We start from the raw sequence: 24,131 nt of genomic DNA, 5'->3' as shown, positions 1-24,131 counted from the left end.
GCACCCGTCCGCGACGATCCGCAGCTCGCTCCGGGACGGGCCGGTCAGCGTCAACCCGGTCAACCGCACCGGGCGGTCCGCGCGGTTGCCGACGGCCACCACCTGCTCGCGCGACTCCGCGTTGAGTTCCAGCTCGCCGAAGGGCACCTGGGCCGGCAGCTCGACCGGGGTGGGCGTGGGCAGCGCCCGCGAACCGCCGGCGGCCAGCACCGCCGCCAGGGCGACGAGCAGCCCGAGCGAGCGGGCCAGCGCGTGCCGGCGTACCCGTGACGGCCGACGCGTGACGGTGGCCGACAGCGCCACGGCGGCCCGGCGACGCTCGGACAGCGACAGGGGCGCGGCCTCGCCGGCGGCGGGCTGCGGCGGCCACGGCCCGGCGGGATCACCGCCCGGGCCGCCGAGGACGAACGGGCTCGCCGGCAGGCCCGCCGCCACCTGCGCCACCCGCAGCTCCTCGGCGAACGCGGCGGCCGTGGCGGGCCGCCGCGCCGGATCCTTGGCCAGCGCGCGCTCCAACGCCGCACACACCCCGTCGGGTACGCCGAGCGGGCGCAGGTCCGGCACCGGATCGACGGCGATCCGGCGCAGCAGGGAGTCCACCGACTCCCCGTCGGCGGGCGCGAAGGGCGGGGCGCCGCGGATCCAGTGCAGCACGGTCGAGGCGAGCGCGTAGACGTCGGCGGCCACCGACGGGGGCTCGCCGCGCAGCACCTCCGGCGCGGCGTGCAGCACGCTCGCGGTCACCCTGCCGTCCGCGCCGGTCGGGCGGGCCGAGCGGGGCCGGGCCTGCCCGAAGTCGGCCAGCTTCGGCTCGCCGTACGCGGAGATCAGGATGTTCTCGGGTTTGACGTCGCGGTGCAGCACGCCCGCGCGGTGCGCGGTCTCCAGCGCGCCGGCCACCGCGATGCCGCCGGCGACCGCCTCGCGCCAGTCGCCGGCCGCGCCGTCGCGCAGCCGGTCACCCAGCGAGCCGCCCTCCTCGTACGCCATCAGCAGGTACGGATTGCCGGCGGCGGTGCGGCCGGCCTGGTGCAGCGTGACGATGTGCGGGTGGTCGGAGAGCCGGCCCAGCATCCGCAGCTCCCGCTCGAAGCGGGCGCGGGACGGGCCGTGCCAGTCGGCGGCGAGCACCTTGACCGCCACCGAGCGGGCGAAGTCGGGCTGCCAGGCCCGGTAGACGACGCCGAAGCCGCCCCGCCCCACCTCGACGGCGTCGGTGCAGCCGTCGACCCCGAGGGCGGCGCCCGGGCCGTGCGTCACCGACTGCTCGCTGTGGACCATCGCCGCTGAATGCTACCGATGGGTCGCCAACGCGGTGTCGGCCGTTCGCACTGCAGGACATCTCCCGTGGTGGGGAGCCCCCGCTGCGGCGCGGGACGCCAGGACGGGCCCGCCGGCTGTCTCCGGCGGGCCGCGTCGTGGCTCAGCGGTCAGCAGACGGTGCTGGTCGAACCACCCGTGCTGTTGAGGTAGCCCGTCACGTGGGTGCAGTACGACGCCGTGTTGGCGGGCGCGCCCCACAGTTCGGCGCGGGTGGTGTTGCTCAGCCGGCCCACGCCGTAGTCGCTGCCGCTGTCCGACTCGTTGATCACGTGGACGTAGAGGTCCCAGTTGGAGTGGGTGTTGCGGTACTGCTCCCAGACGTAGATGTAGGCGTAGTTGTAGCCGCAGCCGTAGTACTGCTTGACCGAGGCCGCCTGCATGCCACCGACCGTCAGCACCCGGGTGGTGCCGATCTGGCGGACGCTGGAGCAGCTCGACGGCGTGCTGGCCAGCGCCGGCGACGCGTCGACCAGCGCGACGGCGCCGGCGGCGAGGACCGCGCCCGTGACGGCGAGGAAACGGCGGAGGATCGACATGAGACCTGCTCTCTCTGGTGATCTTTTCGCCGTTGAGAAAACCAGGGGCCGGGCACCGCCGACAGGTGACGAAGCGGCGACCATTTTCTCCCCCACCGCGCCGCTCTGCTTGACATCCGACCCGATACTCCGGCCATGGACGACCGCTACCGGCAGTTGCCGCCCCGGATCGAGCCGCGCTACGAGACCCAGCCGGTGTCGGGGCCGCCGCCGCTGCCGGAGGTGGAGGAGACGGTCGGGCTGACGGCCGCCGGGCAGGTCCAGGACTTCTCGCGGTTCGCCGACGGGATGACGCGGTCCGGACCGAGGCGGGGCAACGGGGCGCTGTTCGCGATCCTGATCGTGCTGGCCGTGCTCGTCATCGTTTCCGCTCTGTGGCTCGGCTGAGCGGTGCCGTCGTCTCGGCCTGTCCGGTCCCGGGAGCTGCCCGACACCTCGGTGACAGGGTCTGCGACACCAGCTCTACGCACCTCTGACTGCCTCGGCGGGGACAATGGGGCTCGACGAAGGGGGTCGGCGATGAGCGAGGACCGGGAAGGCGATGACCGGGCAGCGGACGAGGAGTTCGAAGCCCGGCGACACGACAGGTTCGGCAAACTGCCGCCCCGGGTCGAGCGGGAGAAGCAGGTCGAGACGAAAGACACCGAGCCTGCGCACGAGGAGCCGGAGGAGCCTCCGGTGCGCCGGGAGTGGGGGTAGGAGTGGTAGCCGGAACCCGGCTACCCGAACTCCTGCACTGGGTTCTCGTCAGACGGTCAGCAGCCCGACGCCGAGGCTGATCACACCCGCGGTCATAGAGAGCGCGCCGATCCACAGTACCCAGACGAGTTTGTTGGGTCCGGTGGCGTTCCTGCCGGCGGAAGAGGCGAAGAACCCGGCGGGCATCAGGATCGCGGCGACGGGCAATCCTAACCGGGCGATCCACAGCAAGGCGCCGGTGAGGCCCGTGGCGTCCGCATAGAGCAGGCCGACCAGGCTCAGGATCACCAGTACGCCGGCATGACCGTGCCCGGCGCGCGCGAAGGACCGCTGGAAGTCGGTCATCGGCACGGCGCCCCGGGCGATTCGGGTCATGAACCAGCCGCCGACCTCGATGGTGACGATGCTGAGGAGAACCACCCCGGCGATCATGCGGGACTCGGTACTGAGGGCCATGGTCTGCACAACGAACTCCTTTCCGATCAGCTTGACGAGGGGCTATCGGGCAACGGTCGCTGATCTTGCGACGCCGGAGCGCGGCAGGCGCAGGACGCGTCGGGCCACGGTGCTGTCGGCCGATCGGGCGACCCAGACAGCGATGGCGATGTAGAGGACCTGCTGTGGGATTCGCAGCCACAGCGGAGTCGGCTCATCCCCGTTGAACGGCACATCGTTGACGGCGGCGTAGACGTTCGCCGGAAGCAGGAGCACGTAGAGCGCGGTAAGGCTGATCCCGGCCGCCCAGCGGGTTGCGGTCAACACCAGGCCCACGGCGCCCAGCAGTTCCAGCACGCCGGTCAGGTAGACCATCGCATCGGCGAACGGCACGACCGGCGGCACCATCCGGACCAGGTCGGCGTGGTTCGGCATCACGGTGACGCTCGGCGGAACGAAGTGCGCGGATGCGGTGACGACGAGCATGACCGCCATCGCGTGTGCCGCGCTGGCCGCCCAGGTGGCGAACCGACGGACACCGAGCCCACCCAGTAGGCGGAAGCCCAGCAGGGCCGTCACCAGAATCGCTTCGAGCATGATCTTCTCTCTCAATGGATAGCGCAGCTATCTGCTTATGGATAGTGCTACTCTCCATCAGGGGAGAGGGGAAGTCAAGGGATATGCGCATCGCGGAGCTGAGTCGGCGGTCAGGGGTTGCGGTACCGACGATCAAGTACTACCTACGGGAGGGCCTGTTGCCGCCCGGCGAGCTGACCAGCCCCAACCAGGCCAGCTACGACGAGCATCACCTGAATCGACTTCGCCTGATCCGAGCCATGATCGACCTGGCCCAGGTTCCCGTGGCCCGCGTCAGAGCCGTGCTGGAAGCGCTCGATTCCGAGACCGTGTCCCTGCACCAACGGATCGGGGTGGTGCACCGGGCCATCACCCCGGGTCGGCAACTGACCGCAGGCGACAGCGCACGCACGGCCGCCGCTGTGCAGGTGCAGGAACTCATCCAACGGCGAGGCTGGGCCGTCGAGCCGGACTCACCTGCGATCGCCACCCTGGTCGAAACCATCAGCGTCCTGCGATCGCTTGGCCAGGATCACCTGGTCGACCTCCTGGACCCCTACGCGGAGGCGGTTGAGCGGTTCACCGAACTGGAGGTCGCTGCGGTCGCCTCCCGGACCGATCCTGACCAGGTCGCCGAGAGCGTGGTGATCGGAACCATCCTCGGCGAGAACCTCCTCGCGTCGCTGCGACTGTTGGCTCAGGAGAACATCTCGTCCCGGCGCCTGAGCTAGGCGGCTGGTCGGACAACGACACGAGGATGAGGGCTGACAGGCGCAGCGCCTCCGGGCCTCAGCCTCGACCCTCCGGCGCCGGGCTGAGCAAGGGACGATCTGCGGATCGACCCTTCCGGGTGCCCGGCGTCAGCGGCATGGACCGGGCGCGACCTTTAGCGGCGGCAGCGCCACACCAGCGGCCGGTGCACCTGGTTCTCGTAGACGGCACCGACCACGGTCAGACCGTCGTCGCTGATCCCGTTGGCCGTGTACGTGCCCGCCTCGGTCGCCCGGACCTCGGGCCGGCCCGGCAACCGGCGGGACGTGCCGTCCGGGGCGACGACCAGCGGCGCATCGTCGCCGACCAGCAGGTCGCCGTTGCCGGCGATCCCGGTCGTCCCCGGGAACGGCAGCAGGCTCACCGCCCCGGTCGTGAGATTCCAACGTACCGGCAGCATCTGCACGGCACCGCCCTGCTGGGCGCCGGGGACCATGCCGATCGCCCATTCGCCGTGCGCCGAGTCGACCGAGGCGCGCGGGTAGCCGTCGGGCACCGCCAGCGCCGCCCCGGTGCCCTGCGGCGTCCACCGGTAGGGCAGTTGGCCCATCGTGCCGACGACCGTGCCGTCCTCGGTGATCCCGGTCGCGGCGGATCCCGACTGGCCGACCAGCCGGTACTCCTGCGGGCGGTCCGCCGACCACAGCACGGCGTGGTGCGAGTCGCCGGCTCCCCTGGCGGTGCCGGCGATGTCGCCCCGGCCGTTGATCGCGTGCACGAGGACCGCCTGGTAGCCGGGCGGGGTGGCCAGGAAGCGCAGCTTGCCATCCCGGTAGACCCAGCCGGTGCCGTCACCGTTGGTGCCGACCACGACGCCGCCAGCGTTGACCGCGGCCGCGTGCCGCGCGCCGGCCGGCAGAACGCCTGCCTGGCCGTCGGTCCACAGCACGACCCGCCCGTCCTCCTGCCCGGTGCCGATGTCGCCGACGATGTACCGCCCGGTGGGGTCGACGCCGTGCGCCACCGCGACCGGACCGCCGATCGGCCGCGGCAACCACGACGCCTCGCAGGTGACCGGCGAGCCCGGGGCGGTCGACACGGTCCCGGTCGGTGACGCCGCGAGGCCCGGCGTGGCCGGAGCCGGCCGGCTGGCGGCCCCGCCGAGCTGAACGGTGCCCACGACGCCGAGCCCGGCCATCAGCGTCACCGCAGCGATCCCGCCGAGGCGGCGGCGCTGGCGGCGACGCCGGCCGTCCCGGATCGCGCGGCCCACGTCAACCCGCGGCTCGGGAACCGGCGCCGATTGCAGCAGTGCGGCCAACCGCTGGTCGTCCAACGTGGTCATCTCGGATTCCTCCCGGACATCTCGGTGACGTCGAGCACCTGGCGGACCGCCACCAGCGCCCGAGCCGTCTGCGATTTCACGTTGCCTTCGGAGCAGCCCATCGCGGCGGCCGTGTCGGCCAGCGACAGGTCGCACAGGAACCGCAGGACCAGTACGGTGCGCTGGCCGCGGGGGAGGTGGGCGAGCGCGGCGACCAGGCTGTCCCGCTCGGCCAGCTCGTCGTGCGGCGTGACCGGCGGGCGCTCTGGCGCCGGCATCGACCCCAGCAGCCGGACCTTCGCCCAGCTCAACCGCTTCTCGTCGACGAGCTTGTGGACCAGCATCCGATGCACGTACGCGTCGACGTTGTCGGCCCGGCTGACCCGGCGCCAGTTCACGTACAGCGCCGTGATCGTCTGCTGCACCACGTCGTCGGCCAGGTGGGCGTCGCCGCACATCAGGAACGCGGTCCGGTGCAGGCTCGTCAGTCGCGCGGAGACGTACTCCACGAACTCACGCTCGGCATCCGCCATCGGGGCTCCCTCCTCCGCAAGCTCGACGGGTCCGGACGACCGTCGGGTTGCGTCAACGCCGAAGTTCGGCGGGGTGCCAGATCAGCGCCGGTGACCGTAGCACCACCAGCCTGATCGTGATCATGTCAATGACCGCTATCTACACCCTGAGTAGCCGCGCCGGGCGGTAGAGAAGCACGGAGCGTTCAGGTCGAGGCCGTGGAGGTTTCGGTGCTGGTCGGTGCTGACTCCTGCGTCGGGCACGCCGACCACGTCCGTTAGGCTGTCCGTCGTCTCATTGATGGAGGCGACATGGGGGCGACGTCACTGAGCGACGACGAAGTCCCTAGCGTGCTCCGCGGCGCGGTCGAGGCCGAGCACCACGGTTACATCCTTGGTCTATATGAGGACTCTGACCGCGAATTTTGGTCGCTGCAGTTCATGGAGTGCATCGAACCCGACGAGCAGGACAGAGCGTCCGGGACGGACGCGTACTGTCTCGCGGCAGGTTGGGACGGCCAGTGGATCTGCTATGGCGGGGTTGTCGAGTGCGAGATAGGCGCTGAGGACCAACCAACCTTGCCGCTGATGCCGCCTAGTGACAGGAGTGAATTGCGCCTGGCACTTACTCCCCAGGCCGCAGAGATGCTGCACCTGCCCACGAGCGTAAGGTTCGCACTTCACCTAACCCCCGAGCAGTTGCTCATGGTCAAGCGCGGCCTGGTCAGGGTGCTCACCACCGGTCGGCCGGACGCAACTCCCAGGCTCCTGCAGGTATGAGCGGGCCGGGTAGCCGGCTGGCCCGGATCGCCCACTGCTCCCGACGCCCCGCACCGCAGCGCGCCCGTTTGCCATCCCGTGCGCCGTCGATCCGCCCTACTCAAGTGTCTCGGCAACGCGCTCGACCGGTAAGTCGTGATTCGTTCACGCCATCAGGTCGGTAGGGGACTACTGCTGTACTTCGCTGCTGTACCGGCCCTGATCGCGGCGTCCGGAAGCCCGGCCAATGCCGATGACCTGCGGAAAAGTGGGCCGCCAGGGACTCGAACCCTGAACCTATGGATTAAAAGTCCACAGCTCTGCCATTGAGCTAGCGGCCCCGAGCCCTCAGGCTACCGGACCTTCGCCGGCGAGGCCTTCCGGCTTCCGACCGCCCGTCGATGCCCCGCGCACCCAGACGCCCACGCATGCCCCCGAGCCGCTCGACCATGGTCAACAGGGGGTGTGCCGGGCGAGGCTGACAGGCATGAGAACGACCGCCCTCGCCGCCGCCACCGGAGTCACCGGACTCATGGCGGGGCTCTTCTTCGCGTACTCGTGTTCGGTCATGCCGGGCCTGGCCGTGGTCGACGACCGGACCTTCGTCGGGACCATGCAGTCGATCAACCGGCGCATCCTCAACGGCTGGTTCCTGGCGGCCTTCCTCGGCGCGGTGCTGCTGATCGTCCTGGCGGTGGCGCTGCACCTCACCGCCGGCGGCCCGGTGCTGGCCTGGACGGTCGCGGCGCTGGTGCTCTACGGCGCGACGCTGCTGATCACCATGCGGTGCAACGTGCCGCTCAACGACCGGCTGGACGCGGCCGGGCCGGTGGACCGGATCGCCGACCTGGCGGCGGTGCGGGAGAGCTTCGAGGTGACCTGGGTGCGGTGGAACCTGGCCCGCACGGTCACCAACGTCGCCGCCTTCGCCTGCCTGGTGGCCGCGCTGGTGTCCCGGCGGGTCTGAAACGTCGGGAGCGGGGAATCGGGACGGGATGAGGATGAGCAGCACCCCGGCCGTGGCGGCGTCGAGCGAGGAGACCGGGCCGGACGGGGCACGGGCGCCGGGCGGTGAGGTGCACGCCTGGCAGCCCGGCCAGAACTCCACCGTCTGCGGGCTCCAGCTCAGCCGCACCCGGCTGCGCCGCTTCCCGCACGTGCCGTTCGACTACACCTCGACCGACGTGCTCACCGACGCCGACCCGGTCGGCTTCGTCTGCCCGCGCTGCCTGGCCGCCACCCAGGGCCGCCGCAAGCAGGAGAAGAGCTGGGTACGCCAGTCGCCCCGCCCCTGACCGTTGCGGGGGTTGGAGTCCGGTTCAACGGGTACGGCAGCCCGCATGCGGATTGTGATCGTGGGTGCCAGCGGCAACGTGGGGACCGCGCTGCTGCGCCGGCTGCGCCCGGAGTCGGGGCTGGAACTGGTCGGCGTGGCCCGGCGGCTGCCCGGCCCGGACGCCGGTGAGCCGTACGACCGGGTGGAGTGGCACTCCTGCGACATCGGGGCGCCGGGCGCGGACGGGAAGCTCGCCGCGCTCTTCGCCGGGGCCGACGCCGTCGTGCACCTGGCCTGGCAGATCCAGCCCAGCCACGACCAGCGCACGCTCTACCGGACCAACGTCGGCGGCAGCCGCGCGGTGATCGACGGCATCGTCCGGGCCGGCGTTTCCAGCCTGGTCTACGCCTCGTCGGTCGGCGCGTACGCGCCCGGCCCGAAGGACCACCCGATCAGCGAGCGCTGGCCGGCGACGGGGGTACCCGGATCGTCGTACAGCCGGGACAAGGCCGAGGTGGAGGCGATGCTCGACCGCCTCGAATCCGAACACCCGACCGTGCGGGTGGTGCGGCTGCGGCCCGGGCTGACCTTCCAGCGCGACGCGGGCACCGAGATCACCCGGTACTTCCTCGGGCCGCTCGCCCCGGTCCGGCTGCTGCGCTTCGGGCGCATCCCGGTCGTACCCGCGAACCGCCGGCTGCGGATGCAGGCGGTGCACGCGGACGACGTCGCCGACGCGTACGCCAGGGCGGTTCTGGGTGAGGCGCGCGGCGCCTTCAACGTCGCCGCGGACCCGGTGCTGACTCCGGAGCTGGTGGCCCGGCACTTCAAGGGCTGGACGATCCCGGTGGCCGCCCCGGTGCTGCGCGCCGCCGCCGCGCTGAGCTGGCGGTTCCGGCTGCAACCCGTCGACGTCGGTTGGGTGGAGCTGGCCCTGAACGCGCCGCTGATGTCCAGCGAGCGCGCCGAGACCGAACTCGGCTGGCACCCGAGGGTGGACGCCGTCACGGCCCTGAAGGACCTCTTCGCCGGCATGGCCGCCCGCGCCGGCACCACCGCCCCACCCATGTCCGCCGCCCCCGACCTGCCCGGCCGCCCCGCCGGCCTCCTCAAGGCCCGCATCCCCGGCCACGGCAACCCCTACTGATTCCCCCGCCCGGGTGATCAAGAGGCGCAGCTCGCCGGGGTACCCGTGCCCACCGTCCTGGTAGGACGGGAGGTGTCCACCGCCCGCGCCTCGGCCGGGACCGTGGCGCCGCCGTTCGGGTTCCCCGCCTTGAGCACCGCGCCGGTCGGCGGGGACGGCTTCGGCGACGCGCTCTTCCCCGGGCCGCCGAGCCCGGACCGCCCGCCCGGGGTGCCGGTCGCTGGGGCGGGAGCGGTCGCGGTGCCGGTGGCGGCGGCCGTTACGGGCTGGCCGTCGTCGGCCGCACCGCCGCACCCGGGCAGCGTGGCGGTGGCGACACCGAGGAGGAGATCCCCCGCCTCCCACCATCTGTGGCATCAGAAGTCCGCGAAGAGGTAGGGGAGGGCGCGGGGGAAGAGGCGGCGGAGTTCGGCTGCGGCGTCCGGAGCGATCGAGCCCAGACCGCGGACGGCCACCTCGGCCGGGTCCAGGACCCCGTAGGCGAGCGCGGAGAGCCCGGCGGCGGTGAGGGTCGCCGACGGCGCGGGGCCGCCGGTGGTCAGCTCCAGGTGGCCGGTGGTGCCGTCGAGCAGGTGGGTGCCGGCCAGCCAGCGGTCGCCGACCAGCTCGACCCGGACCCGACCCGGGCCGGCGGGGAGGCCGGCGAGCGCGTCCAGCGACAGCAGGCGGGCCATCGGGGCGGGTGAGCCCGGGCGGGAGACCCGCGCCTCGACGTGCACGGCCAGGTCGGTCAGCCAGAGCTCGGGCAGCTCGTCGGCGGGGACCTGGAGGGTGATCCGGTCGACCTGGTCGACGTGCCGGGCGAGGAACTGCAACAGCAGCGCCCGGGCGTACGGGTCGGTGACGAGCAGGTCGTCGCCCTGCAGCTCGCCGCCGTGGTCGTCGATGCGGTAGGTGAGCGCGCCCATCGTCGTACCGTCGATCCGGGCGGTGACCAGCCAGCGGTCGTCGCGGTCCCGCAGCCCGACGGCGCGGAACTCCGGGAAGATCGCGAAGCCGTGCCGCTCCCGCACGCAGCGTTCGGTGAACGCCCGGTAGCCGGGGTAGCCGACGCCGATCCGTTCCCAGGTCACCTCGCCGGGCAGCTCGGCCCGGAGTATCGGGTCCAGATCGGCGGGGGAGAACCGGGCGGTACGCGCCCGGGGCAGCCCGACGTAGCCGAAGCGCTCGTAGAAGCCGGCCCGGAACGGGTACAGCGCGGTCAGCGGGTGCCCCTCGTCGCGCATCTCGTCGAGGAGCTGGTGCAGCAGCGCCCGGACGTGACCCCGCCGGCGGGCCAGCGGGTGGGTGGCCACTCCGGCCACGCCGGCCATCGGCAGCACCCGCCCGCGCAGGTTCTGCCGCATCGGGATGGCGCTCGCCGCCGCCTGCGTCTCCCCGCCCTCGTCGACGACGAGCGTCCGGTTGCCCTTGTTGTACGGCAGGTACCGGTGGAACGCCTCCACCCGTTCGCTGCTCAGCGGGGATGCCTCGAAGGCGTACGCCTGGAGCGGGAAGCTGGTGGTCAGGCGTTCCTCGGCGGCCAGGCGACGGATGAGCATCCGTCCATCCCAACCCGACCGGCGGTGCGCCGCAACCCGATTGGTCCGGTTCAGCCCTCCGTCAGGTCGGAGACGATCACGGTGACGTTGTCCGGCGCGCCGGCCTGGTGGGCGAGCTTGACCAGCTGTTCGCCGCAGAGCTGGCGGTCGCCGTACGTGGTGAGCGCGGCGTGGATCGCGGCGTCCTCGACGTAGTCGGAGAGGCCGTCGCTGCACAGCAGCAGCCGGTCGCCGACGAACATGGTCAGCACTCCGATCGCCGGTGGGGCGTCCGCGCCCTGCACGGCGCGGGTCACCAGGGACCGCTGCGGGTGGTGCCGCGCCTGGTCGGGGGAGAGCGCGCCCTGGTCGACCAGCGCCTGCACGAAGGTGTCGTCCCGGGTGAGCTGGGTCAGTTCGCCGTCGCGCAGCAGGTAGCAGCGGGAGTCGCCGACCTGGGCGAGGACCAGCGCGTCCCCGGCGAGCAGGCCGGCGGTCAGCGTCGTACCCATGCCGTCGCGCGTCGGATCGGCGGAGATGGCGGCGCGGATGCGCTGGTTGGCGGTGGTGACCACGGCGCGCAGCGACTCGGCGGCCTCGTCGGCGACGGTCGGCGGGACCAGCTCGTCCAGGATGCGGATGACGATCTCGCTCGCCACCTCACCGGCGGGGAGCCCACCCATGCCGTCCGCGACCGCCACCAGGCGGTCACCGGCGAGGGCGGAGTCCTCGTTGTTGGTGCGGACCAGGCCGACGTCGTTGAGGATGGCCGAGCGGAGGATCAGCGTCATGCCACCAGCTTGCCAAGAACACCCTTGATCCGTCTCTACGCACTAGTGCGTAGGGTGGCAGAAATGATGCCGGTGTCCATGGTCGGACGCGCCGGCGAGCGTGCCGAGCTCGACCGGGCGTGGTCCACCGTGGTCGACGCGGGCCGTCCCTCGCCCGCCGTCACGGTGATCACCGGGGCGGCCGGGGTCGGCAAGAGTCTGCTGGTCGCGGCAGCCGTGGAGGGCTTCTCGCCCCGCCCGGCGGTGGTGCTGTCCGGCGCCGCCCGGTTGCACGACCCGGCCCCGTACGACTGGCTGGCGGCGGTGCTCAGCGGCCGCGACACCAGCGGTCTCGATCTGCCGCCGGACGCGCTGGCCTGGCTCGCCCAGCAGCCCACCGCGCCGCGCGAGCGCTACGCCCCCGGCACCCTGCTGCGGCTGGCCGTGCGGACCGTCCGGCGGCTGGTCGGTGCCGGCCCGGCCGTACTGGTGGTAGAGGACCTGCACGCCCTCGACCCGGCCAGCCTCAACCTGGTCGGCGAGCTGGCCACCGCCGGTGACCTGCCGGCCCTGCTGGTGGTGGCGAGCCGTCCGCCGGCCGACGCGGTCGCGCCGGACCTCGCCGTCCGCGTCCTGTCCCGGCTCTGCGGGGTACGCGGCGCCGTGCGCCAGCACCTCGGCCCGCTCGGGGTGCCCGAGGTGGCCGAGGTGCTGACCCAGGTGTACGACGGCACCCGCCCCGCCGACCGGATCGCCGCCGCCGTCTGGCGGCGCACCGGCGGCAACCCGTACGCGCTCACCGAGCTGCTCGCCGCGCACGCCGGCCGGGGCCCGGAGGCGCTGGCCGAGCGGCCGCTGCCGGAGCACCTGCGGCCGCCGGCGCCCCGCCCGGCCACCCCGCCCGACGCCGAGCTGACCGGGCGGGAGGTGGAGGTGCTCGGCTGCCTGGTCGCCGGGATGTCCAACAAGCAGGCGGCCCGCGCGCTCGGCATCTCGGTCCGCACGGTCACCGTGCACGTCTCGAATCTGCTGCGCAAGACGGGCTCGGCGTCGCGCACGGAGGCGGCGCTGTGGGCGGTGCGGCACCGCGTCCCGTCCCGCCCGCTGGGCTGAGCGGTCCGGTCGCCTCGGTCGGCGTGCCCCGGCTCTCCGGTCCGCCGTGCGGCTCGCTGGTGGCCGCCGGCCGGCTCCCGGCTCGTGGGCGGGCCGGTAGAGCCGGTGGTCGCCGCCGCTACGGTGGCCGCGGCACCGCCCGGCCGGCCGGCTCCCGGCTCGTGGGCGGGCCGGTGGACGGGCGCGGCCTGCTGGTGGACCGCCGCTAGGGTGGCCGCGACGACGGGGGGGGGTGTGCGGTGATGGCGGGACGGCTGCAACCGGTGCTGGCCGGCGTGGTGACCGCGCTGGTCGGCTTCGCCAGTTCGTTCACGGTGGTGCTCGCGGGGCTGCGGGCGGTCGGCGCCGACGAGGCCCAGGCCGCCTCCGGGCTGCTCGCGGTCAGCGTGGCGTCCGGGCTCTGCGCCCTCTGGCTGGGGCTTCGGCACCGGATGCCGATCGCGATCGCCTGGTCCACCCCGGGCGCGGCGCTGCTGGTCGCCACCGGCCCGGTCCCCGGCGGCTGGCCCGCGGCGGTCGGCGCGTTCCTGATCTGCGGGGTGCTCATCGTCGCCGCGGGTCTCTTTCCCGTGCTGGGTCGGGCGGTCGCCGCGATCCCGGGCCCGGTGGCGGCGGCGATGCTGGCCGGGGTGCTGCTGCCGCTCTGCACCGCCCCGGTGCGGGCGCTGGTCGAGGTGCCCCGGCTGGCCGTACCGGTGATCGTCACCTGGCTGGTGCTGCACCGGTTCGCCCGGCGCTGGGCCGTGCCGGCGGCGCTGGTGGTGGCCGCGGTGACGATCGCGCTCACCTCGCCGGCCGGGGGCGTCGGCGGGTTCCGGCCGGTGGTCGAGCTGACCGTGCCGGCGTTCACCGTGCCGGCGCTGGTCGGGCTGGCGCTGCCGCTCTTCCTGGTCACCATGGCCGCCCAGAACGTCCCCGGTACGGCGGTGCTGCGCGGCTACGGCTACCAGCCCCCGCTGAACGCGGCGCTGCGGGCGACCGGGCTGGCCAGCGCGCTCGGTGCGCCCCTCGGCGGGCACGCGGTGAACCTCGCGGCGATCAGCGCCGCCCTGGCGGCCGGGCCGGACGCCCACCCGGACCCGGAGCGGCGCTGGATCGCCTCGGTCACCGCCGGCCTGGGGCTGGCGCTGCTCGGGCTGGGAGCGGGGGTGGCGACCGCGCTGGTGCTGCTCTCCCCGCCGGTGCTGATCGAGGCGGTGGCCGGGCTGGCGCTGCTCGGTGCACTGGCCGCGGCGGTCGCCGCTGCGGTCGCCGAGCCGGAGAGCCGGGAGGCGGCGGTGGTGACCTTCGTGGTCACCGCTTCGGGGGTGAGCCTGCTCGGGGTGGCCGGCGCGTTCTGGGGCCTGCTCGCCGGCTGGCTGATGCTGGTGCTCTTCCGCCGGCGCGCCGCGTCGCCGCCGGCCGGCCCGGCCGCGCCGGCCACGGTGCCGGGGCCCTCCCGCGCGGCGGAGAACGGTTCGGTTGAGGTCAGCCAGGCCGGCTCGGCCGAGCCCGGATCGGGTGAGTTCGGGTCGGACGGGAGCGGGTCGGATCCGGGCGTGCCGGCCGAGACCGGCGGCGAGGTCACGAGGCGCTGACTCGGGTGCGGAGTGCCTGTAGACCTGATGACGTAGACGACTCACCGGGTGTCGGGCGCCGCAGGCCAGCCTTGAGTCATCCACGTCATCAGGTCCGTAGCGCGTCGACCACACCTGTGGTGGTCGCGTCAGCCCGAGGCCCGGTCGGTCGTCGCGTCCCCGCGATCGGGCGGTCACTCCTCCGGGGGGAGGTCGCCGACGCCGACGCCGAGGCGTACCTGGCCGTCGGTGACGGCGGCGATCTGGTCGGCCAGCACGTAGACCGCGCCGGTGCGGGCCAGCTCGGTGGAGACCTTGAGGTAGCCGGTACGCAGCAGCCGGGCGGCGAGGTCGGCGGGCACGTCCGGCTCCTCCACCGCGGCCGACTCGATCAGCTCGTCGAGGCTGCCGCCCGGGTCGGCGGTCGGCGCCTGCACGGTCACCGCGTTCGGGTCACCCCGCTGCACGAGGTCGACGGTGCCGACCTCGACGCCGGCCGTGTCGATGACCCGCATGCCGGTGGTGACCCGGGAGATGGCCGCCTGCTGCTCGGTGCCCTGCTGCTTCATTCCCGGGCGGTTCCCGGGCCGGCGCGCCGCTAAACGCCGGTGCTCGGCGGGGCCCAGGCGCTCGGCGGGCGCGGGGAGAGCTCCCGCCAGCCGTCGGTCCCCTCCAGCAGGGCCCGGACGGTCTCCTCGGCCTCCTCCGCGCTGCCGTACTCGTAGAACTGGGAGACGCCCTCCGCACCGCCGGCCCGCTGCTCGACGTGCCAGCGGTCGGCGTCCACCCGGAGGAAGACGTCCCGCCGGGCCAGCCGCCCCCATTTGCCGTTCCACCAGTGCTTGCGCTGTTCCATGACGGGACTCTATCGAACATGTGTACGACACGGGTCGGCCCCTGTGGGATTCCCACAGGGGCCGATGTGCATGCGGTCGCGTCAGCGCGGCGCGGGCGGCTCCGTACGCCGACCGAGCACGTCGTCGAGCGCGCCCCGCTGCTGCGCCGGCGTGGTGTGCCCGCCGGCGACCAGGGCGTCCCGGATCTCGGTAAGCAGCTTGACCTCCTCGCTCGGCGCCGAGGGCGGCGGCTCCTCGCCCCGCTTGCGGCGCTCCGCGAGCCGGTTCATCGGGAAGACGACGAGGAAGTAGAGCGCCGCCGCGGTGAGCAGGAAGGTGATCACGGCGTTGACGAAGGCGATCCAGTCGAAGGCGATCCCCTGGAACGTGGGAGCCGTGCCCGCCAGGCCCTTGTCGCTGCCGGTGAGCAGCAGGACGATCACCCGGATCAATGGTTCGAGGAACGACTTGGTCAGTTGCGTGACCACGCCCGTGAACGCGGCACCGATGACGACACCGACCGCGAGGTCGACGACGTTGCCGCGCATGATGAAGTCTTTGAAGCCCTTGAGCATCCGCACTCCCGTGCTGTCCGATTCTGCGTCCGGGACAACCTATGCCCCGGAGGGCGGCTCCAGGAAAGCGCCGGCCTCGATCGCCGCGCGGGCCGGATCGCCGTCGGAGATGGCGGCGACGAGTCGACCGTGGTCGACGTACCGCTCGGGCTCCAGCGCGTCCCCCATGGCGTGCGCGACCGTGCTGCGCAGCGCCGTGCCGACCGAGGCGTAGAGCTCGGCGAGCATGCCGTTGTGGGCGGCGGCCACCACCGCGGTGTGCAGCGCCGCGTCGGCCTCCACGAACTCCGCCACCCGGCCCGAGCGCCAGGCTGCCTCGCGGGTGGCGAGCGCCGCGTCGAGCGCCGCCAGGTCTTCGGGGGTACGGCGCAGCGCCGCCAGCCGGGCGGCCTCCACCTCGAAGGCGCGCCGGACCTCGACCACCTCGGCCATCCGGTCGTCGGTGAGCCGGCGGGCCACCACCGGGGCCAGTTCGTCGGTGGAGACCACGTACGTCCCGGAGCCCTGTCGGCACTCCAGCACCCCGGCGTGCACCAGCGCGCGGACCGCCTCGCGGACGGTGTTCCGCCCGACCCCGAGCGCGGCGACCAGCTGCGGTTCGGTCGGGATCCGCCCGCCGACCGGCCACTCGCCGCCGAGGATCCGCTCCCTGAGCTGCTCGATCGTCTGGCGTACCCGGTGGCCGCGCGGGGGCACGGCGACGGAATCGACGGTGGGTGTCACCGGTTACACCTGCTGCCGAAATTCATCCCATGATTGTAGGTTCGAGGTCATGACCCCGCCATCCACCTGCACGGAGGCCGAGGCCCCCGCCGCCGACCGGTCCGTCGCCGACCCGGGCGCGCCCACCGCCGACGTGATGCCCGGGCCCGCCCCGGCCGCTGTCGCGCCCCCGGCCGGCCGGCCCTCGGCGGCCCGCGGCGGTGCGCTGGTGCTGGTCGGGATGCTGCTGGTCGCGCTGAACCTCCGCGCCGCGGTGACCAGCCTGGGCGCCCTCCTCGACGAGGTACGCACCGGACTGGCGCTCTCCGGCACGATGGCCGGCTTCGTCACCACCCTGCCGACGATCGCCTTCGCCGGTCTCGGCGCGCTCACCCCGTGGCTGGTCCGCCGCTACGCACCGGCCCGGGTGCTGGTGGTGGCGATGCTCGCCCTCACCGTGGGGCAGGTGCTCCGGGTGGCCACCGACTCCGCGCTGGTCTTCGTGCTCACCAGCGCGGTCGCGCTGGCCGGCATCGCGGTCGCGAACATCCTGCTGCCGATGCTGGTCAAGCAGCACTTCCCGCACCGCACCGGGCTGGTCACCGGGGCGTACACGATGGCTCTGACGGTGGGCACGACGGTGGCCGCCGCCTCCGCGGTGCCCGTCGCGCACGCCTTCGGCTCCTGGCGGGCCGGGCTCGGCGTCTGGGCCGGGCTGGCCGCGGTGGCCGTACTCCCGTGGGTGCCGCTGACGTTGCGGGCCCGCGCCGCCCGGCGGGCCGCGGCCCCGACGGCGGCCCCCGCCGCGCGGGTGCGGATCCGGCCGGAACGCACCCGGCTCGGCTGGGCCATGGCGGTCTACTTCGGCGCGCAGTCGCTCAGCGGGTACGCGATCATGGGCTGGCTGGCCCAGCTCTTCCGCGACGCCGGCTACCGCCCCGAGGCCGCCGGACTGCTGCTGGCCGGGGTGACCGCGCTCGGCGTGCCGGTCGCGCTGGGAATGCCGACCCTGGCCGGCCGGCTGCGGACGCTACGACCGGTGGTGCTGGCGCTGACCGCCTTCTCCGCGGCCGCGTACGTCGGTCTGGCCCTGGCGCCGCACGGCCTCGCGCCGCTCTGGGTCCTGCTGCTCGCCCTGGGTCAGGGCGCGTTCCCGCTGATCCTGACCACCATCGGCCTGCGCGCCCGGACCGCCGAGGGCACGGTGGCGCTGTCCGCCTTCGCGCAGAGCACCGGGTACGTGATCGCGGCCCTCGGGCCGCTGCTGGTCGGCATCCTCTACGAGGCGACCGGAGGTTGGACGGCCCCGCTCGGGTTCCTGGTCGCCGCGCTGGCCGTGCAGACGACCGCGGGCATGGTGATCGCTCGTCCCCGCTTCATCGAGGACGAGCGCTGAGGAGAACCGGTCAGGAGGAGGCCGGTGTCGGGTCGCCCGCCACGGCCTGCTCGACCGTCGGGTACGTGTGCAGCACCTCGACCAGGCCGCTGACCTCGAGGATGCGCAGCACGCCGCGCTGCGGGGCGGCCAGCCGGACCACGCCGCCGGCCTCGTCGCAGCTGTTCTTCGCGCGCACGAAGACCGACAGGCCGGTCGAGTCACAGAACGACACGTCGGCCAGGTCGAACACGAGACGGCTGCGGCCCTTGTCGAGCAGGTCGGTGATCTGGTCCTGCAGCTGCGGTGCGGTCGCCATGTCGAGCTCGCCCGCGACCGAGACGACGACCACGTCGCCGCGCTGTTCCGTGTGCACCGTCAAGGACATTCGGACCTCCTGTTATCGGTGGAACGGTATCCCACGAACGCCCGAACACGCAGAACGGGAGCGGGATCAGGTGTGCCTGATCATTTCTTTGCCTCGTGACAAGTACCGGGCCGGTCGGCGGTGATAGAGTCCGGCCGGCCCAGCTCAGAGGAGGTAACAATGGCGATGACCACGGAAGAGGGTGACCGGCTCGCCGGCCTGCTTACTGAGCATGCCGAGCGGATCGTCCAGCGCTGGACGGAGCTGGTCGCGACCTCGTTGCGTGGCCGGCTCAGCCAGGCGGAACTGCGCCTTCAGGTGCAGGAGCTGCACCGCAGCATGATCAATGCGGGTGCCCGGGGGCTCGCGGACATTTCCTCCGAGTCGGCGGCCGAACTGCGGGCCGTGCTCGGTGAGTTGTCGCGCAACCGGGCCCGGCAGGGCTTCTCCGCCACCGAGACCGCGGTCAGCGTCTACGCGCTCAAGGAGGTGCTGGTCGAATTGGCCGACGCCGCCGACGGCGGGCTGTCGCTGCGCGACGTCCTCGCTTTCGACGGCGTGGTCGACCAGATGGGCCTGTCCACCTTCGAGACGTACGTGCAGGCCCGCGAGGGCCTGATCGCCGACCAGGCCGAGCAGCTGCTCGAACTCTCCACCCCGGTGGTCAAGATCTGGGACGGCGTGGTCGCCGTGCCGCTGGTCGGCACGCTCGACTCGGCCCGCGCCCAGGTGGTGATGGAGCGGCTGCTGCAGACCCTGGTCGACACCGGCTCGCCGTACGCGATCATCGACATCACCGGCGTGCCGGCCGTCGACACGCAGGTCGCCCAGCACATCCTCAAGACGGTGGTGGCCGCCCGGCTGATGGGCGCCGACTGCATCATCTCCGGCATCCGGCCGCAGATCGCCCAGACCATCGTCGCGCTCGGCATCGAGTTCGGGGACATCGCCACCAAGGCCAGCCTCGCCGACGCGCTGCGGCACGTGCTGCGGCTCACCGGCGTCGAGACGGCTCGCCGCCACTCGCGCCGGGAGGCGTGATGGAGCGGGTGCCGATCCTGAAGATCGGCGACATCCTGCTGGTCTCCATCCAGATCGACATGTCCGATCAGACGGCCGTCGCCCTCCAGGAGGACCTGGCCGAGCGGATCGTGGCCACCGGCTCGCACGGCGTGATCATCGACATCACGGCGCTGGACATCGTCGACTCCTTCGTCGGGCGGATGCTCTCCACCATCGCCTCGATCTCCAAGGTGCTCGACGCCGAGACGGTGGTCGTCGGGATGCGTCCCGCGGTCGCCATCACGCTGGTCGAGCTGGGCCTGTCGCTGCACGGCATCCGGACCGCGCTGAACGTCGAGCGCGGCATGGAGCTGATCGCGGTGAGCCGGGCGGACGACGACCTCGGGTTCGACGACGATCCGGAGGACGTGGAGTCAGGAACGGCGGCGACATCACCATGACTGCGGGCGTCGACCTGGGCCCGAAAGCCCAGGCGATCGGCAGCGACGAGGACGTCGTCCGCGTCCGGCAGCTGGTGCGCACCGTCGCGGTGGCCGCCAAGCTCTCCCTGGTCGACCAGACGAAGCTCGTCACCGCGGCCAGCGAGCTGGCCCGCAACACGCTGATCTACGGCGGGGGCGGCGGTGCCGAGGTGACGGTGGTCGAGGACGGCCGGCGCCGGGGCGTACGGGTGGTCTTCGCCGACACCGGCCCCGGCATCCCCGACCTCGACCTCGCGCTGACCGACGGGTACACCACCGGCGGCGGCCTCGGGCTGGGCCTCAGCGGGGCTCGACGCCTGGTCGACGACTTCGACATCCAGACCGTCGTCGGCGAGGGCACCCGGATCACCGTCACCAAGTGGTCCCGGTGAACACCCACGCTGTTCCCGATCCCGGCAACTGGTTCCGGGTCGAGAACAGCAGCGCCGCCAGCTCGGTGCGGCGGGCCGCCGAACGCCTCGGCGGCCAGCTCGGCCTGCACCCCGACCGGGTCGCCGAACTCGCCATCGTCGCCGCCGAGCTGACCAGCAATCTGGTCAAGCACGCCGAGGAAGGACTGCTGCTGCTGCGGCCGGTCCGCGACGGCGACCACGCCGGTGTGGAGCTGATCGCGATCGATTCCGGCCCCGGCATGACGGACCTGACCGTCTCCTCCCGGGACGGCCACTCCACCACCGGCACGCTCGGCATCGGCCTGGGCGCGATCAGCCGCCAGGCGAGCTGGTACGACGCCTGGTCCTGGCCGGGCAAGGGCACCGTCCTCGCCGTGCAGGTGTGGCCGAAGGCCGCGCCGGTGCGCCCCGCCTGGGCGGCCGGGCTGACCCGGCCGATCAGTGGCGAGCAGGTCAGCGGCGACGGGCACGCCGTACGGGTGGCCGAGGGTCGCTACCAGGTGCTGGTCTGCGACGGCCTCGGGCACGGGGCGCTGGCGGGCGCGGCCGCCGACACCGCACTGGCCGCCTTCCGTACCGCGCCGGCCGCCCCGCCCGCCACCGTGGTGCAGCACCTGCACCGCGCGATGACGCACACCCGGGGCGCGGCCCTGGCCGTGGCCGAGCTGGACCCGTCGGCCGGCGTGCTCCGGTACGCCGGGCTCGGCAACATCACCGGCGTCGTCCTCGGGGCCGCCGACGAGCGGCGGGGCCTGGTCTCGCTGCCCGGCATCGCCGGTCACCAGCGACCGTCCGTCCGGGAGTACGACTACGCCTTCCCGCCGGAGGCGACCCTGGTCATGCACAGCGACGGCGTGGTCGACCGGTGGCGGATCGGCGACTACCCCGGGCTGACCGGGCGATCTCCGCTGGTGCTCGCCGCGACGCTGCTGCGGGACGCCGGCATCCGCCGCGACGACGCCTGCGTCCTGGCGGCGAGGACACCGGCATGAGCGCCGGCGAGCCGCTGCTGCAGATGGCGCTGCGGGTGGAGCAGGACATCTTCCTCGTCCGCCAACGCGGTCGGGAGGTCGCCGCCGCCGTCGGTCTGGAGCACCAGGACCAGGTCCGGCTCGCCACCGCGCTCAGTGAGGTCGCCCGTGACCTGCTGCGTACCGTCGGCGGCGCGGACGTCGCCTTCCACGTGGTGCACGGTCGGGACGGCCGCCGCGCGCTGCGCGTCGACCTCACCCCGGCCAGCCCCCTGCCCGGCGGCCGGTACGAGCCCCAGTCGGGCGCGGTGGCGCGTTTGGTGGACACACTGGGTGTGACCAGCGAGGAGGGGGATACGGTCGTGAGGATGTCCCGACGTGTCCCGGCCGCCGCCCAGGCGCTGACCGAGGCGCGGCTGGCCGAGCTGCGCGCCGAGCTCGGGCACAGCGCGCCCGGCAGTGCCCTGGACGAGCTCGCCACCCAGAACGAGCAGCTCATCGCCGCGCTGGACGAGGTACGCAGCCAGCGCGACGAGCTGGCGGTGCTCAACGCCGAGCTGGAGGAGACCAACCGGGGCGTGATGGCGCTCTACACCCAGCTCTCCGAGGAGCTGGAGGAGACCAACCGCGGCGTGGTGGCGCTCTACGCCGAGCTGGACGAGAAGTCGGCGCAGCTGCGGACGGCGAGCGAGTCGAAGAGCCGCTTCCTGGCCAACGTCAGCCACGAGCTGCGCGCCCCGGTGACCGCGATCATCGGGTTGGGGCGGCTGCTCACCGACACCGCCTCCGACCCGCTCACCCCCGAGCAGTCCGAGCAGGTGGAGCTGATCCGGGCCTCGGCGGCCGACCTGCTCTCCCTGGTCAACGCCCTGCTGGATCTGGCCAAGGCGGAGTCCGGGCGGATCGAGCCGGAGTGGGCCGACGTCGACCTGCGGGCGGTCTTCGGCCAGCTGCGCGGCACCCTGCGGGCGCTGACCAACCGGTCGGCCGTCGAGCTGGTGGTGGAGGAGCCGCCGGTGCCGGCCGTGCTCCGCTCGGACGAGGTGCTGCTCTCCCAGGTGCTGCGCAACCTGCTGCACAACGCGCTGAAGTTCACCGAGCGCGGTGAGGTACGGATGACCGCGCAGCGGGACGACGAGCGGTGGCGCCTGTCGGTCTCCGACACCGGCGTCGGCATCCGTCCGGAGCTGCACGAACGGATCTTCGAGGAGTTCTACCAGGTGCCGGGGGCCAGTCGGGTCGGCGGCACCGGCCTCGGCCTGCCGTACGCGCGGCGGTTGGTGACCCTGCTCGGCGGGACGCTGGAGCTGACCAGCGAGCCCGGCCGGGGCAGCACCTTCACCGTCGTCCTACCGGCGAGCGGAGCCTGACGATGGTCGGCGACCAGGCGACGGTGCTGGTGGTCGACGACAGTCGCACCAAGCGTTACCTGCTGGTCAGCTGGCTGACTCGGGCCGGCTTCGCGGTCCGTGAGGCGGAGACCGGCACCGAGGCGCTGGAACGGGTCGCGACGGACCCGATCGACCTGGTGGTGCTCGACGTACGGCTGCCCGACCTGAGCGGCTTCGACGTCTGCGAGCGGATCAAGGCGGACCACCCGGCGATGCCGGTGATCCACGTGTCCGCGCACGCGGTCGACGTGGTGGACCGGGCGCAGGGGCTGACCCGGGGCGCGGACGCCTACCTGGCCGAGCCGATCGAGCCGGAGGAACTGGTCGCCACCGCCCACGCGGTGCTGCGCTACTACCAGGCACGGCAGCGCGCGGAACTGCTCGCCGAGCGACTCACCGGGCTGGCCGACACCACCGTCGCGGTGCACGCCGCCCCGAACTTCGCCCGCCTGCTGGAATCGGCGGCGGCGGGCGCGGCCGACATCTTCAAGAGCCCGGCGGCGGTGATCGCCGAGACCTTCGACGGCGACTGCCTGGCCGGGATCGCCACCGGACCGGGCGCGAAGCCGACGATCGTGCCCTGGGTGGTGGACGACACCGGCGTACCGACCGGAGCCACCGTACGGGTGAACGACCCGGCCGAGTGGGGCCTGGTCTCCTGGCCGGTGGGGGACACGGTGACCGTGGCCGCCGCCCGGCTGCGCGAGGACCGCGCCCCGCTCTACGTGGTGGTGCCGTCCGCGACCCAGACCGCGCGCACGCCGGTGCTGGTGCAGCTCGCCCAGGCGGTCGCCTCGGCGGTGGAGGCGCAGCGGTCGTTCGACGAGGAGCACCGGATCGCCGTCACCCTGCAACGGAGCCTGCTGCCCCGGCGGCTGCCCGAGGTCGCCGGACTGGACCTGGCCGTCCGCTACGAGCCGGCCAGCGCGCAGACCGAGGTGGGCGGCGACTTCTACGAGCTGGTGATGCTCGACGGCCACCTGTTGGTGGCGATCGGTGACGTGGCCGGCCACTCGCTGCACGCCGCCACGGTGATGGCCGAGCTGCGGCACGCCGTGCGGGCGTACGCGGTGGAGGGGCATCAGCCGGGGGTGATCCTGGACCGGCTCAACGAGCTGATGCGTACGCTGCTCCGCAACGAGCTGGCCACCCTCTGCATCCTGCTGCTGCACCCGCCCAGCGGTCGGATCCGGCTGGCCAGCGCCGGGCACCTGCCGGCGCTGGTGAGCGTCGACGGCCGGGTGGACTTCGTCCAGCAGTCGGCGCCGCTGCTGGGGGTACGGGCCGAGCGCCCCGACGACCTGGAGTTCGTCCTGCCGGCCGGCGCGACGCTGGTGCTCTACACCGACGGCCTGATCGAGCGTCGGGACGCCACCATCGACGAGGGCCTGGCCGCGCTGGCCGCGTGTGCCGCCCGGGTGGACGACGACCTCGACCGGTTCTGTCACCGCCTGCTGGTCGAGCTGGCCCCGCCGGAGATCCACGACGACGTCGCCGTGGTGGCCGTCCGCCGCCGCTGACCGCACGGCTCGTCCCGTCACGCAGGTGTGGCACGAAGAGTGACCTTCGATCATCCTCACGCAAAGTCGCACGACTGGATCCGTCCCACCACCCCTTCACATCCTTTGCTCTGCTGCCTCATTCGCAACACTGCTCCGAGCAGCGGACAGGGGAATCCCCGTCGGTGGCGGGCCTCCGCAGAATGGGGGATTCTGCGCTTGCGTTGCGTCGGCGGCAGCAGAGAAAAGGATGTGGGCTGG

Annotated in this window: 29 protein-coding genes and 1 tRNA gene; 16 read left to right on the top strand and 14 right to left on the bottom strand. The window is 73.1% G+C overall.

What is annotated here, in order from left to right:
• Window positions 1–1,281, bottom strand: a 1,281-nt coding sequence (locus tag KBX37_RS21330; protein WP_210777694.1) for a serine/threonine-protein kinase, incomplete at its 3' end; no start/stop codon positions are given.
• Between the two features lie 149 nt (window positions 1,282–1,430).
• Window positions 1,431–1,859, bottom strand: a complete 429-nt coding sequence (locus KBX37_RS21325; protein WP_210777693.1) for a hypothetical protein — start codon at window positions 1,857–1,859, stop codon at window positions 1,431–1,433.
• 135 nt (window positions 1,860–1,994) lie between these two features.
• Between KBX37_RS21325 and KBX37_RS21320 the strand changes: the two genes are divergently transcribed.
• Both KBX37_RS21320 and KBX37_RS21315 read left to right on the top strand, forming a co-directional pair.
• Window positions 1,995–2,246, top strand: a complete 252-nt coding sequence (locus tag KBX37_RS21320) for a hypothetical protein (RefSeq protein ID WP_210777692.1) — start codon at window positions 1,995–1,997, stop codon at window positions 2,244–2,246.
• Between the two features lie 132 nt (window positions 2,247–2,378).
• The gene (locus tag KBX37_RS21315) at window positions 2,379–2,558 is read left to right on the top strand and encodes a hypothetical protein (protein WP_210777691.1); all 180 of its coding nucleotides are present in this window, start codon (window positions 2,379–2,381) and stop codon (window positions 2,556–2,558) included.
• 48 nt (window positions 2,559–2,606) lie between these two features.
• On the opposite strand, the gene KBX37_RS21310 is transcribed toward KBX37_RS21315, so the two are convergent.
• Together KBX37_RS21310 and KBX37_RS21305 are read right to left on the bottom strand one after the other, a co-directional pair.
• Complete coding sequence (locus KBX37_RS21310; protein WP_210777697.1) at window positions 2,607–3,014, bottom strand: hypothetical protein; 408 nt, start codon at window positions 3,012–3,014, stop codon at window positions 2,607–2,609.
• A gap of 42 nt (window positions 3,015–3,056) precedes the next feature.
• The gene (locus KBX37_RS21305; RefSeq protein WP_210777690.1) at window positions 3,057–3,590 is read right to left on the bottom strand and encodes a hypothetical protein; all 534 of its coding nucleotides are present in this window, start codon (window positions 3,588–3,590) and stop codon (window positions 3,057–3,059) included.
• Window positions 3,591–3,673: 83 nt separating this feature from the next.
• On the opposite strand from KBX37_RS21305, the gene KBX37_RS21300 reads away from it, so the two are divergent.
• Window positions 3,674–4,300 carry a MerR family transcriptional regulator gene (locus KBX37_RS21300; protein ID WP_210777689.1) on the top strand — a complete coding sequence of 209 codons (627 nt, stop codon included), beginning with the start codon at window positions 3,674–3,676 and terminating at the stop codon, window positions 4,298–4,300.
• 155 nt (window positions 4,301–4,455) lie between these two features.
• Here KBX37_RS21300 and KBX37_RS21295 read toward each other — a convergent pair whose 3' ends face one another.
• Complete coding sequence (locus KBX37_RS21295) at window positions 4,456–5,625, bottom strand: hypothetical protein (RefSeq protein ID WP_210777688.1); 1,170 nt, start codon at window positions 5,623–5,625, stop codon at window positions 4,456–4,458.
• Window positions 5,622–6,137 (bottom strand): SigE family RNA polymerase sigma factor, encoded by a 516-nt coding sequence (locus KBX37_RS21290; RefSeq protein WP_210777687.1) that lies wholly within the window; start codon window positions 6,135–6,137, stop codon window positions 5,622–5,624. Before KBX37_RS21290 ends, KBX37_RS21295 begins: the two co-directional genes overlap by 4 nt.
• A 291-nt stretch (window positions 6,138–6,428) precedes the next feature.
• Between KBX37_RS21290 and KBX37_RS21285 the strand changes: the two genes are divergently transcribed.
• Complete coding sequence (locus tag KBX37_RS21285; RefSeq protein ID WP_210777686.1) at window positions 6,429–6,896, top strand: hypothetical protein; 468 nt, start codon at window positions 6,429–6,431, stop codon at window positions 6,894–6,896.
• Between the two features lie 248 nt (window positions 6,897–7,144).
• On the opposite strand, the gene KBX37_RS21280 is transcribed toward KBX37_RS21285, so the two are convergent.
• Window positions 7,145–7,216, bottom strand: a tRNA-Lys gene (locus KBX37_RS21280).
• A 146-nt stretch (window positions 7,217–7,362) separates the two neighbouring features.
• Between KBX37_RS21280 and KBX37_RS21275 the strand changes: the two genes are divergently transcribed.
• The 3 genes from KBX37_RS21275 to KBX37_RS21265 are packed head-to-tail and all read left to right on the top strand — an operon-like array spanning window position 7,363 to window position 9,298.
• Window positions 7,363–7,842: a DUF1772 domain-containing protein gene (locus KBX37_RS21275; protein WP_210777685.1), complete on the top strand. Its 480-nt coding sequence runs from the start codon at window positions 7,363–7,365 to the stop codon at window positions 7,840–7,842.
• A gap of 34 nt (window positions 7,843–7,876) precedes the next feature.
• Complete coding sequence (locus tag KBX37_RS21270) at window positions 7,877–8,170, top strand: hypothetical protein (protein ID WP_247658609.1); 294 nt, start codon at window positions 7,877–7,879, stop codon at window positions 8,168–8,170.
• A 45-nt stretch (window positions 8,171–8,215) separates the two neighbouring features.
• Window positions 8,216–9,298: an NAD-dependent epimerase/dehydratase family protein gene (locus KBX37_RS21265; RefSeq protein ID WP_210777683.1), complete on the top strand. Its 1,083-nt coding sequence runs from the start codon at window positions 8,216–8,218 to the stop codon at window positions 9,296–9,298.
• A 356-nt stretch (window positions 9,299–9,654) separates the two neighbouring features.
• Here the strand turns inward: KBX37_RS21265 and eis are convergent, their stop codons facing one another.
• A complete protein-coding gene (eis, locus tag KBX37_RS21260) occupies window positions 9,655–10,839 on the bottom strand; it encodes an enhanced intracellular survival protein Eis (protein WP_210777682.1) in 1,185 nt (394 codons plus the stop codon).
• Between the two features lie 50 nt (window positions 10,840–10,889).
• The gene (locus tag KBX37_RS21255; RefSeq protein ID WP_210777681.1) at window positions 10,890–11,609 is read right to left on the bottom strand and encodes a PP2C family serine/threonine-protein phosphatase; all 720 of its coding nucleotides are present in this window, start codon (window positions 11,607–11,609) and stop codon (window positions 10,890–10,892) included.
• A 63-nt stretch (window positions 11,610–11,672) separates the two neighbouring features.
• Here KBX37_RS21255 and KBX37_RS21250 point away from each other — a divergent pair, with 63 nt between their 5' ends.
• Together KBX37_RS21250 and KBX37_RS21245 are read left to right on the top strand one after the other, a co-directional pair.
• Window positions 11,673–12,701: a helix-turn-helix domain-containing protein gene (locus tag KBX37_RS21250; protein ID WP_210777680.1), complete on the top strand. Its 1,029-nt coding sequence runs from the start codon at window positions 11,673–11,675 to the stop codon at window positions 12,699–12,701.
• A 242-nt stretch (window positions 12,702–12,943) separates the two neighbouring features.
• On the top strand, window positions 12,944–14,278 hold the full coding sequence (locus tag KBX37_RS21245; RefSeq protein WP_210777679.1) for a benzoate/H(+) symporter BenE family transporter: 1,335 nt from the start codon (window positions 12,944–12,946) through the stop codon (window positions 14,276–14,278).
• Window positions 14,279–14,451: 173 nt separating this feature from the next.
• On the opposite strand, the gene KBX37_RS21240 is transcribed toward KBX37_RS21245, so the two are convergent.
• The 4 genes from KBX37_RS21240 to KBX37_RS21225 form a co-directional block, all read right to left on the bottom strand.
• The gene (locus KBX37_RS21240; RefSeq protein ID WP_179802673.1) at window positions 14,452–14,826 is read right to left on the bottom strand and encodes a hypothetical protein; all 375 of its coding nucleotides are present in this window, start codon (window positions 14,824–14,826) and stop codon (window positions 14,452–14,454) included.
• A gap of 29 nt (window positions 14,827–14,855) precedes the next feature.
• The gene (locus tag KBX37_RS21235) at window positions 14,856–15,113 is read right to left on the bottom strand and encodes a hypothetical protein (RefSeq protein ID WP_088959360.1); all 258 of its coding nucleotides are present in this window, start codon (window positions 15,111–15,113) and stop codon (window positions 14,856–14,858) included.
• Between the two features lie 81 nt (window positions 15,114–15,194).
• Window positions 15,195–15,668 carry a large conductance mechanosensitive channel protein MscL gene (gene mscL, locus KBX37_RS21230; RefSeq protein ID WP_210777678.1) on the bottom strand — a complete coding sequence of 158 codons (474 nt, stop codon included), beginning with the start codon at window positions 15,666–15,668 and terminating at the stop codon, window positions 15,195–15,197.
• Between the two features lie 39 nt (window positions 15,669–15,707).
• Window positions 15,708–16,391 (bottom strand): FadR/GntR family transcriptional regulator, encoded by a 684-nt coding sequence (locus KBX37_RS21225; RefSeq protein ID WP_210777677.1) that lies wholly within the window; start codon window positions 16,389–16,391, stop codon window positions 15,708–15,710.
• 136 nt (window positions 16,392–16,527) lie between these two features.
• Between KBX37_RS21225 and KBX37_RS21220 the strand changes: the two genes are divergently transcribed.
• On the top strand, window positions 16,528–17,766 hold the full coding sequence (locus KBX37_RS21220) for an MFS transporter (protein WP_210777696.1): 1,239 nt from the start codon (window positions 16,528–16,530) through the stop codon (window positions 17,764–17,766).
• Between the two features lie 10 nt (window positions 17,767–17,776).
• On the opposite strand, the gene KBX37_RS21215 is transcribed toward KBX37_RS21220, so the two are convergent.
• The gene (locus tag KBX37_RS21215) at window positions 17,777–18,133 is read right to left on the bottom strand and encodes an STAS domain-containing protein (protein ID WP_088959356.1); all 357 of its coding nucleotides are present in this window, start codon (window positions 18,131–18,133) and stop codon (window positions 17,777–17,779) included.
• A gap of 159 nt (window positions 18,134–18,292) precedes the next feature.
• Here KBX37_RS21215 and KBX37_RS21210 point away from each other — a divergent pair, with 159 nt between their 5' ends.
• The 6 genes from KBX37_RS21210 to KBX37_RS21185 are packed head-to-tail and all read left to right on the top strand — an operon-like array spanning window position 18,293 to window position 23,891.
• Window positions 18,293–19,153: an STAS domain-containing protein gene (locus KBX37_RS21210; RefSeq protein WP_210777676.1), complete on the top strand. Its 861-nt coding sequence runs from the start codon at window positions 18,293–18,295 to the stop codon at window positions 19,151–19,153.
• Window positions 19,153–19,575 carry an STAS domain-containing protein gene (locus KBX37_RS21205; protein WP_210777675.1) on the top strand — a complete coding sequence of 141 codons (423 nt, stop codon included), beginning with the start codon at window positions 19,153–19,155 and terminating at the stop codon, window positions 19,573–19,575. The genes KBX37_RS21210 and KBX37_RS21205 overlap by 1 nt, the downstream gene beginning before the upstream one ends.
• Complete coding sequence (locus KBX37_RS21200) at window positions 19,572–19,988, top strand: ATP-binding protein (protein ID WP_088959353.1); 417 nt, start codon at window positions 19,572–19,574, stop codon at window positions 19,986–19,988. Before KBX37_RS21205 ends, KBX37_RS21200 begins: the two co-directional genes overlap by 4 nt.
• Entirely contained in the window at window positions 19,985–21,001 is a 1,017-nt protein-coding gene (locus tag KBX37_RS21195) for a SpoIIE family protein phosphatase (RefSeq protein ID WP_374103809.1), read from the top strand. The genes KBX37_RS21200 and KBX37_RS21195 overlap by 4 nt, the downstream gene beginning before the upstream one ends.
• Window positions 20,998–22,350, top strand: coding sequence for a sensor histidine kinase (locus KBX37_RS21190; RefSeq protein ID WP_210777673.1), 1,353 nt, complete (start codon window positions 20,998–21,000; stop codon window positions 22,348–22,350). Before KBX37_RS21195 ends, KBX37_RS21190 begins: the two co-directional genes overlap by 4 nt.
• A 2-nt stretch (window positions 22,351–22,352) precedes the next feature.
• Window positions 22,353–23,891 (top strand): SpoIIE family protein phosphatase, encoded by a 1,539-nt coding sequence (locus KBX37_RS21185; RefSeq protein ID WP_210777672.1) that lies wholly within the window; start codon window positions 22,353–22,355, stop codon window positions 23,889–23,891.
• Window positions 23,892–24,131: the final 240 nt, after the last annotated feature.

Source organism: Micromonospora sp. U56, from assembly GCF_018070095.1.
GTDB classification, from domain to species: Bacteria; Actinomycetota; Actinomycetes; order Mycobacteriales; family Micromonosporaceae; genus Micromonospora; species Micromonospora purpureochromogenes.
This window is presented reverse-complemented; position numbering and strand designations above follow the sequence as displayed.

Bases quoted from the DNA above. Each gene is read 5' to 3' on its own strand.
- KBX37_RS21325 (WP_210777693.1), bottom strand. From the start codon at position 1,859: ATGTCGATCCTCCGCCGTTTCCTCGCCGTCACGGGCGCGGTCCTCGCC.
- KBX37_RS21320 (WP_210777692.1), top strand. From the start codon at position 1,995: ATGGACGACCGCTACCGGCAGTTGCCGCCCCGGATCGAGCCGCGCTAC.
- KBX37_RS21315 (WP_210777691.1), top strand. From the start codon at position 2,379: ATGAGCGAGGACCGGGAAGGCGATGACCGGGCAGCGGACGAGGAGTTC.
- KBX37_RS21310 (WP_210777697.1), bottom strand. From the start codon at position 3,014: ATGGCCCTCAGTACCGAGTCCCGCATGATCGCCGGGGTGGTTCTCCTC.
- KBX37_RS21305 (WP_210777690.1), bottom strand. From the start codon at position 3,590: ATGCTCGAAGCGATTCTGGTGACGGCCCTGCTGGGCTTCCGCCTACTG.
- KBX37_RS21300 (WP_210777689.1), top strand. From the start codon at position 3,674: ATGCGCATCGCGGAGCTGAGTCGGCGGTCAGGGGTTGCGGTACCGACG.
- KBX37_RS21295 (WP_210777688.1), bottom strand. From the start codon at position 5,625: ATGACCACGTTGGACGACCAGCGGTTGGCCGCACTGCTGCAATCGGCG.
- KBX37_RS21290 (WP_210777687.1), bottom strand. From the start codon at position 6,137: ATGGCGGATGCCGAGCGTGAGTTCGTGGAGTACGTCTCCGCGCGACTG.
- KBX37_RS21285 (WP_210777686.1), top strand. From the start codon at position 6,429: ATGGGGGCGACGTCACTGAGCGACGACGAAGTCCCTAGCGTGCTCCGC.
- KBX37_RS21275 (WP_210777685.1), top strand. From the start codon at position 7,363: ATGAGAACGACCGCCCTCGCCGCCGCCACCGGAGTCACCGGACTCATG.
- KBX37_RS21270 (WP_247658609.1), top strand. From the start codon at position 7,877: ATGAGCAGCACCCCGGCCGTGGCGGCGTCGAGCGAGGAGACCGGGCCG.
- KBX37_RS21265 (WP_210777683.1), top strand. From the start codon at position 8,216: ATGCGGATTGTGATCGTGGGTGCCAGCGGCAACGTGGGGACCGCGCTG.
- eis (WP_210777682.1), bottom strand. From the start codon at position 10,839: ATGCTCATCCGTCGCCTGGCCGCCGAGGAACGCCTGACCACCAGCTTC.
- KBX37_RS21255 (WP_210777681.1), bottom strand. From the start codon at position 11,609: ATGACGCTGATCCTCCGCTCGGCCATCCTCAACGACGTCGGCCTGGTC.
- KBX37_RS21250 (WP_210777680.1), top strand. From the start codon at position 11,673: ATGATGCCGGTGTCCATGGTCGGACGCGCCGGCGAGCGTGCCGAGCTC.
- KBX37_RS21245 (WP_210777679.1), top strand. From the start codon at position 12,944: ATGGCGGGACGGCTGCAACCGGTGCTGGCCGGCGTGGTGACCGCGCTG.
- KBX37_RS21240 (WP_179802673.1), bottom strand. From the start codon at position 14,826: ATGAAGCAGCAGGGCACCGAGCAGCAGGCGGCCATCTCCCGGGTCACC.
- KBX37_RS21235 (WP_088959360.1), bottom strand. From the start codon at position 15,113: ATGGAACAGCGCAAGCACTGGTGGAACGGCAAATGGGGGCGGCTGGCC.
- mscL (WP_210777678.1), bottom strand. From the start codon at position 15,668: ATGCTCAAGGGCTTCAAAGACTTCATCATGCGCGGCAACGTCGTCGAC.
- KBX37_RS21220 (WP_210777696.1), top strand. From the start codon at position 16,528: ATGCCCGGGCCCGCCCCGGCCGCTGTCGCGCCCCCGGCCGGCCGGCCC.
- KBX37_RS21215 (WP_088959356.1), bottom strand. From the start codon at position 18,133: ATGTCCTTGACGGTGCACACGGAACAGCGCGGCGACGTGGTCGTCGTC.
- KBX37_RS21210 (WP_210777676.1), top strand. From the start codon at position 18,293: ATGGCGATGACCACGGAAGAGGGTGACCGGCTCGCCGGCCTGCTTACT.
- KBX37_RS21205 (WP_210777675.1), top strand. From the start codon at position 19,153: ATGGAGCGGGTGCCGATCCTGAAGATCGGCGACATCCTGCTGGTCTCC.
- KBX37_RS21200 (WP_088959353.1), top strand. From the start codon at position 19,572: ATGACTGCGGGCGTCGACCTGGGCCCGAAAGCCCAGGCGATCGGCAGC.
- KBX37_RS21190 (WP_210777673.1), top strand. From the start codon at position 20,998: ATGAGCGCCGGCGAGCCGCTGCTGCAGATGGCGCTGCGGGTGGAGCAG.
- KBX37_RS21185 (WP_210777672.1), top strand. From the start codon at position 22,353: ATGGTCGGCGACCAGGCGACGGTGCTGGTGGTCGACGACAGTCGCACC.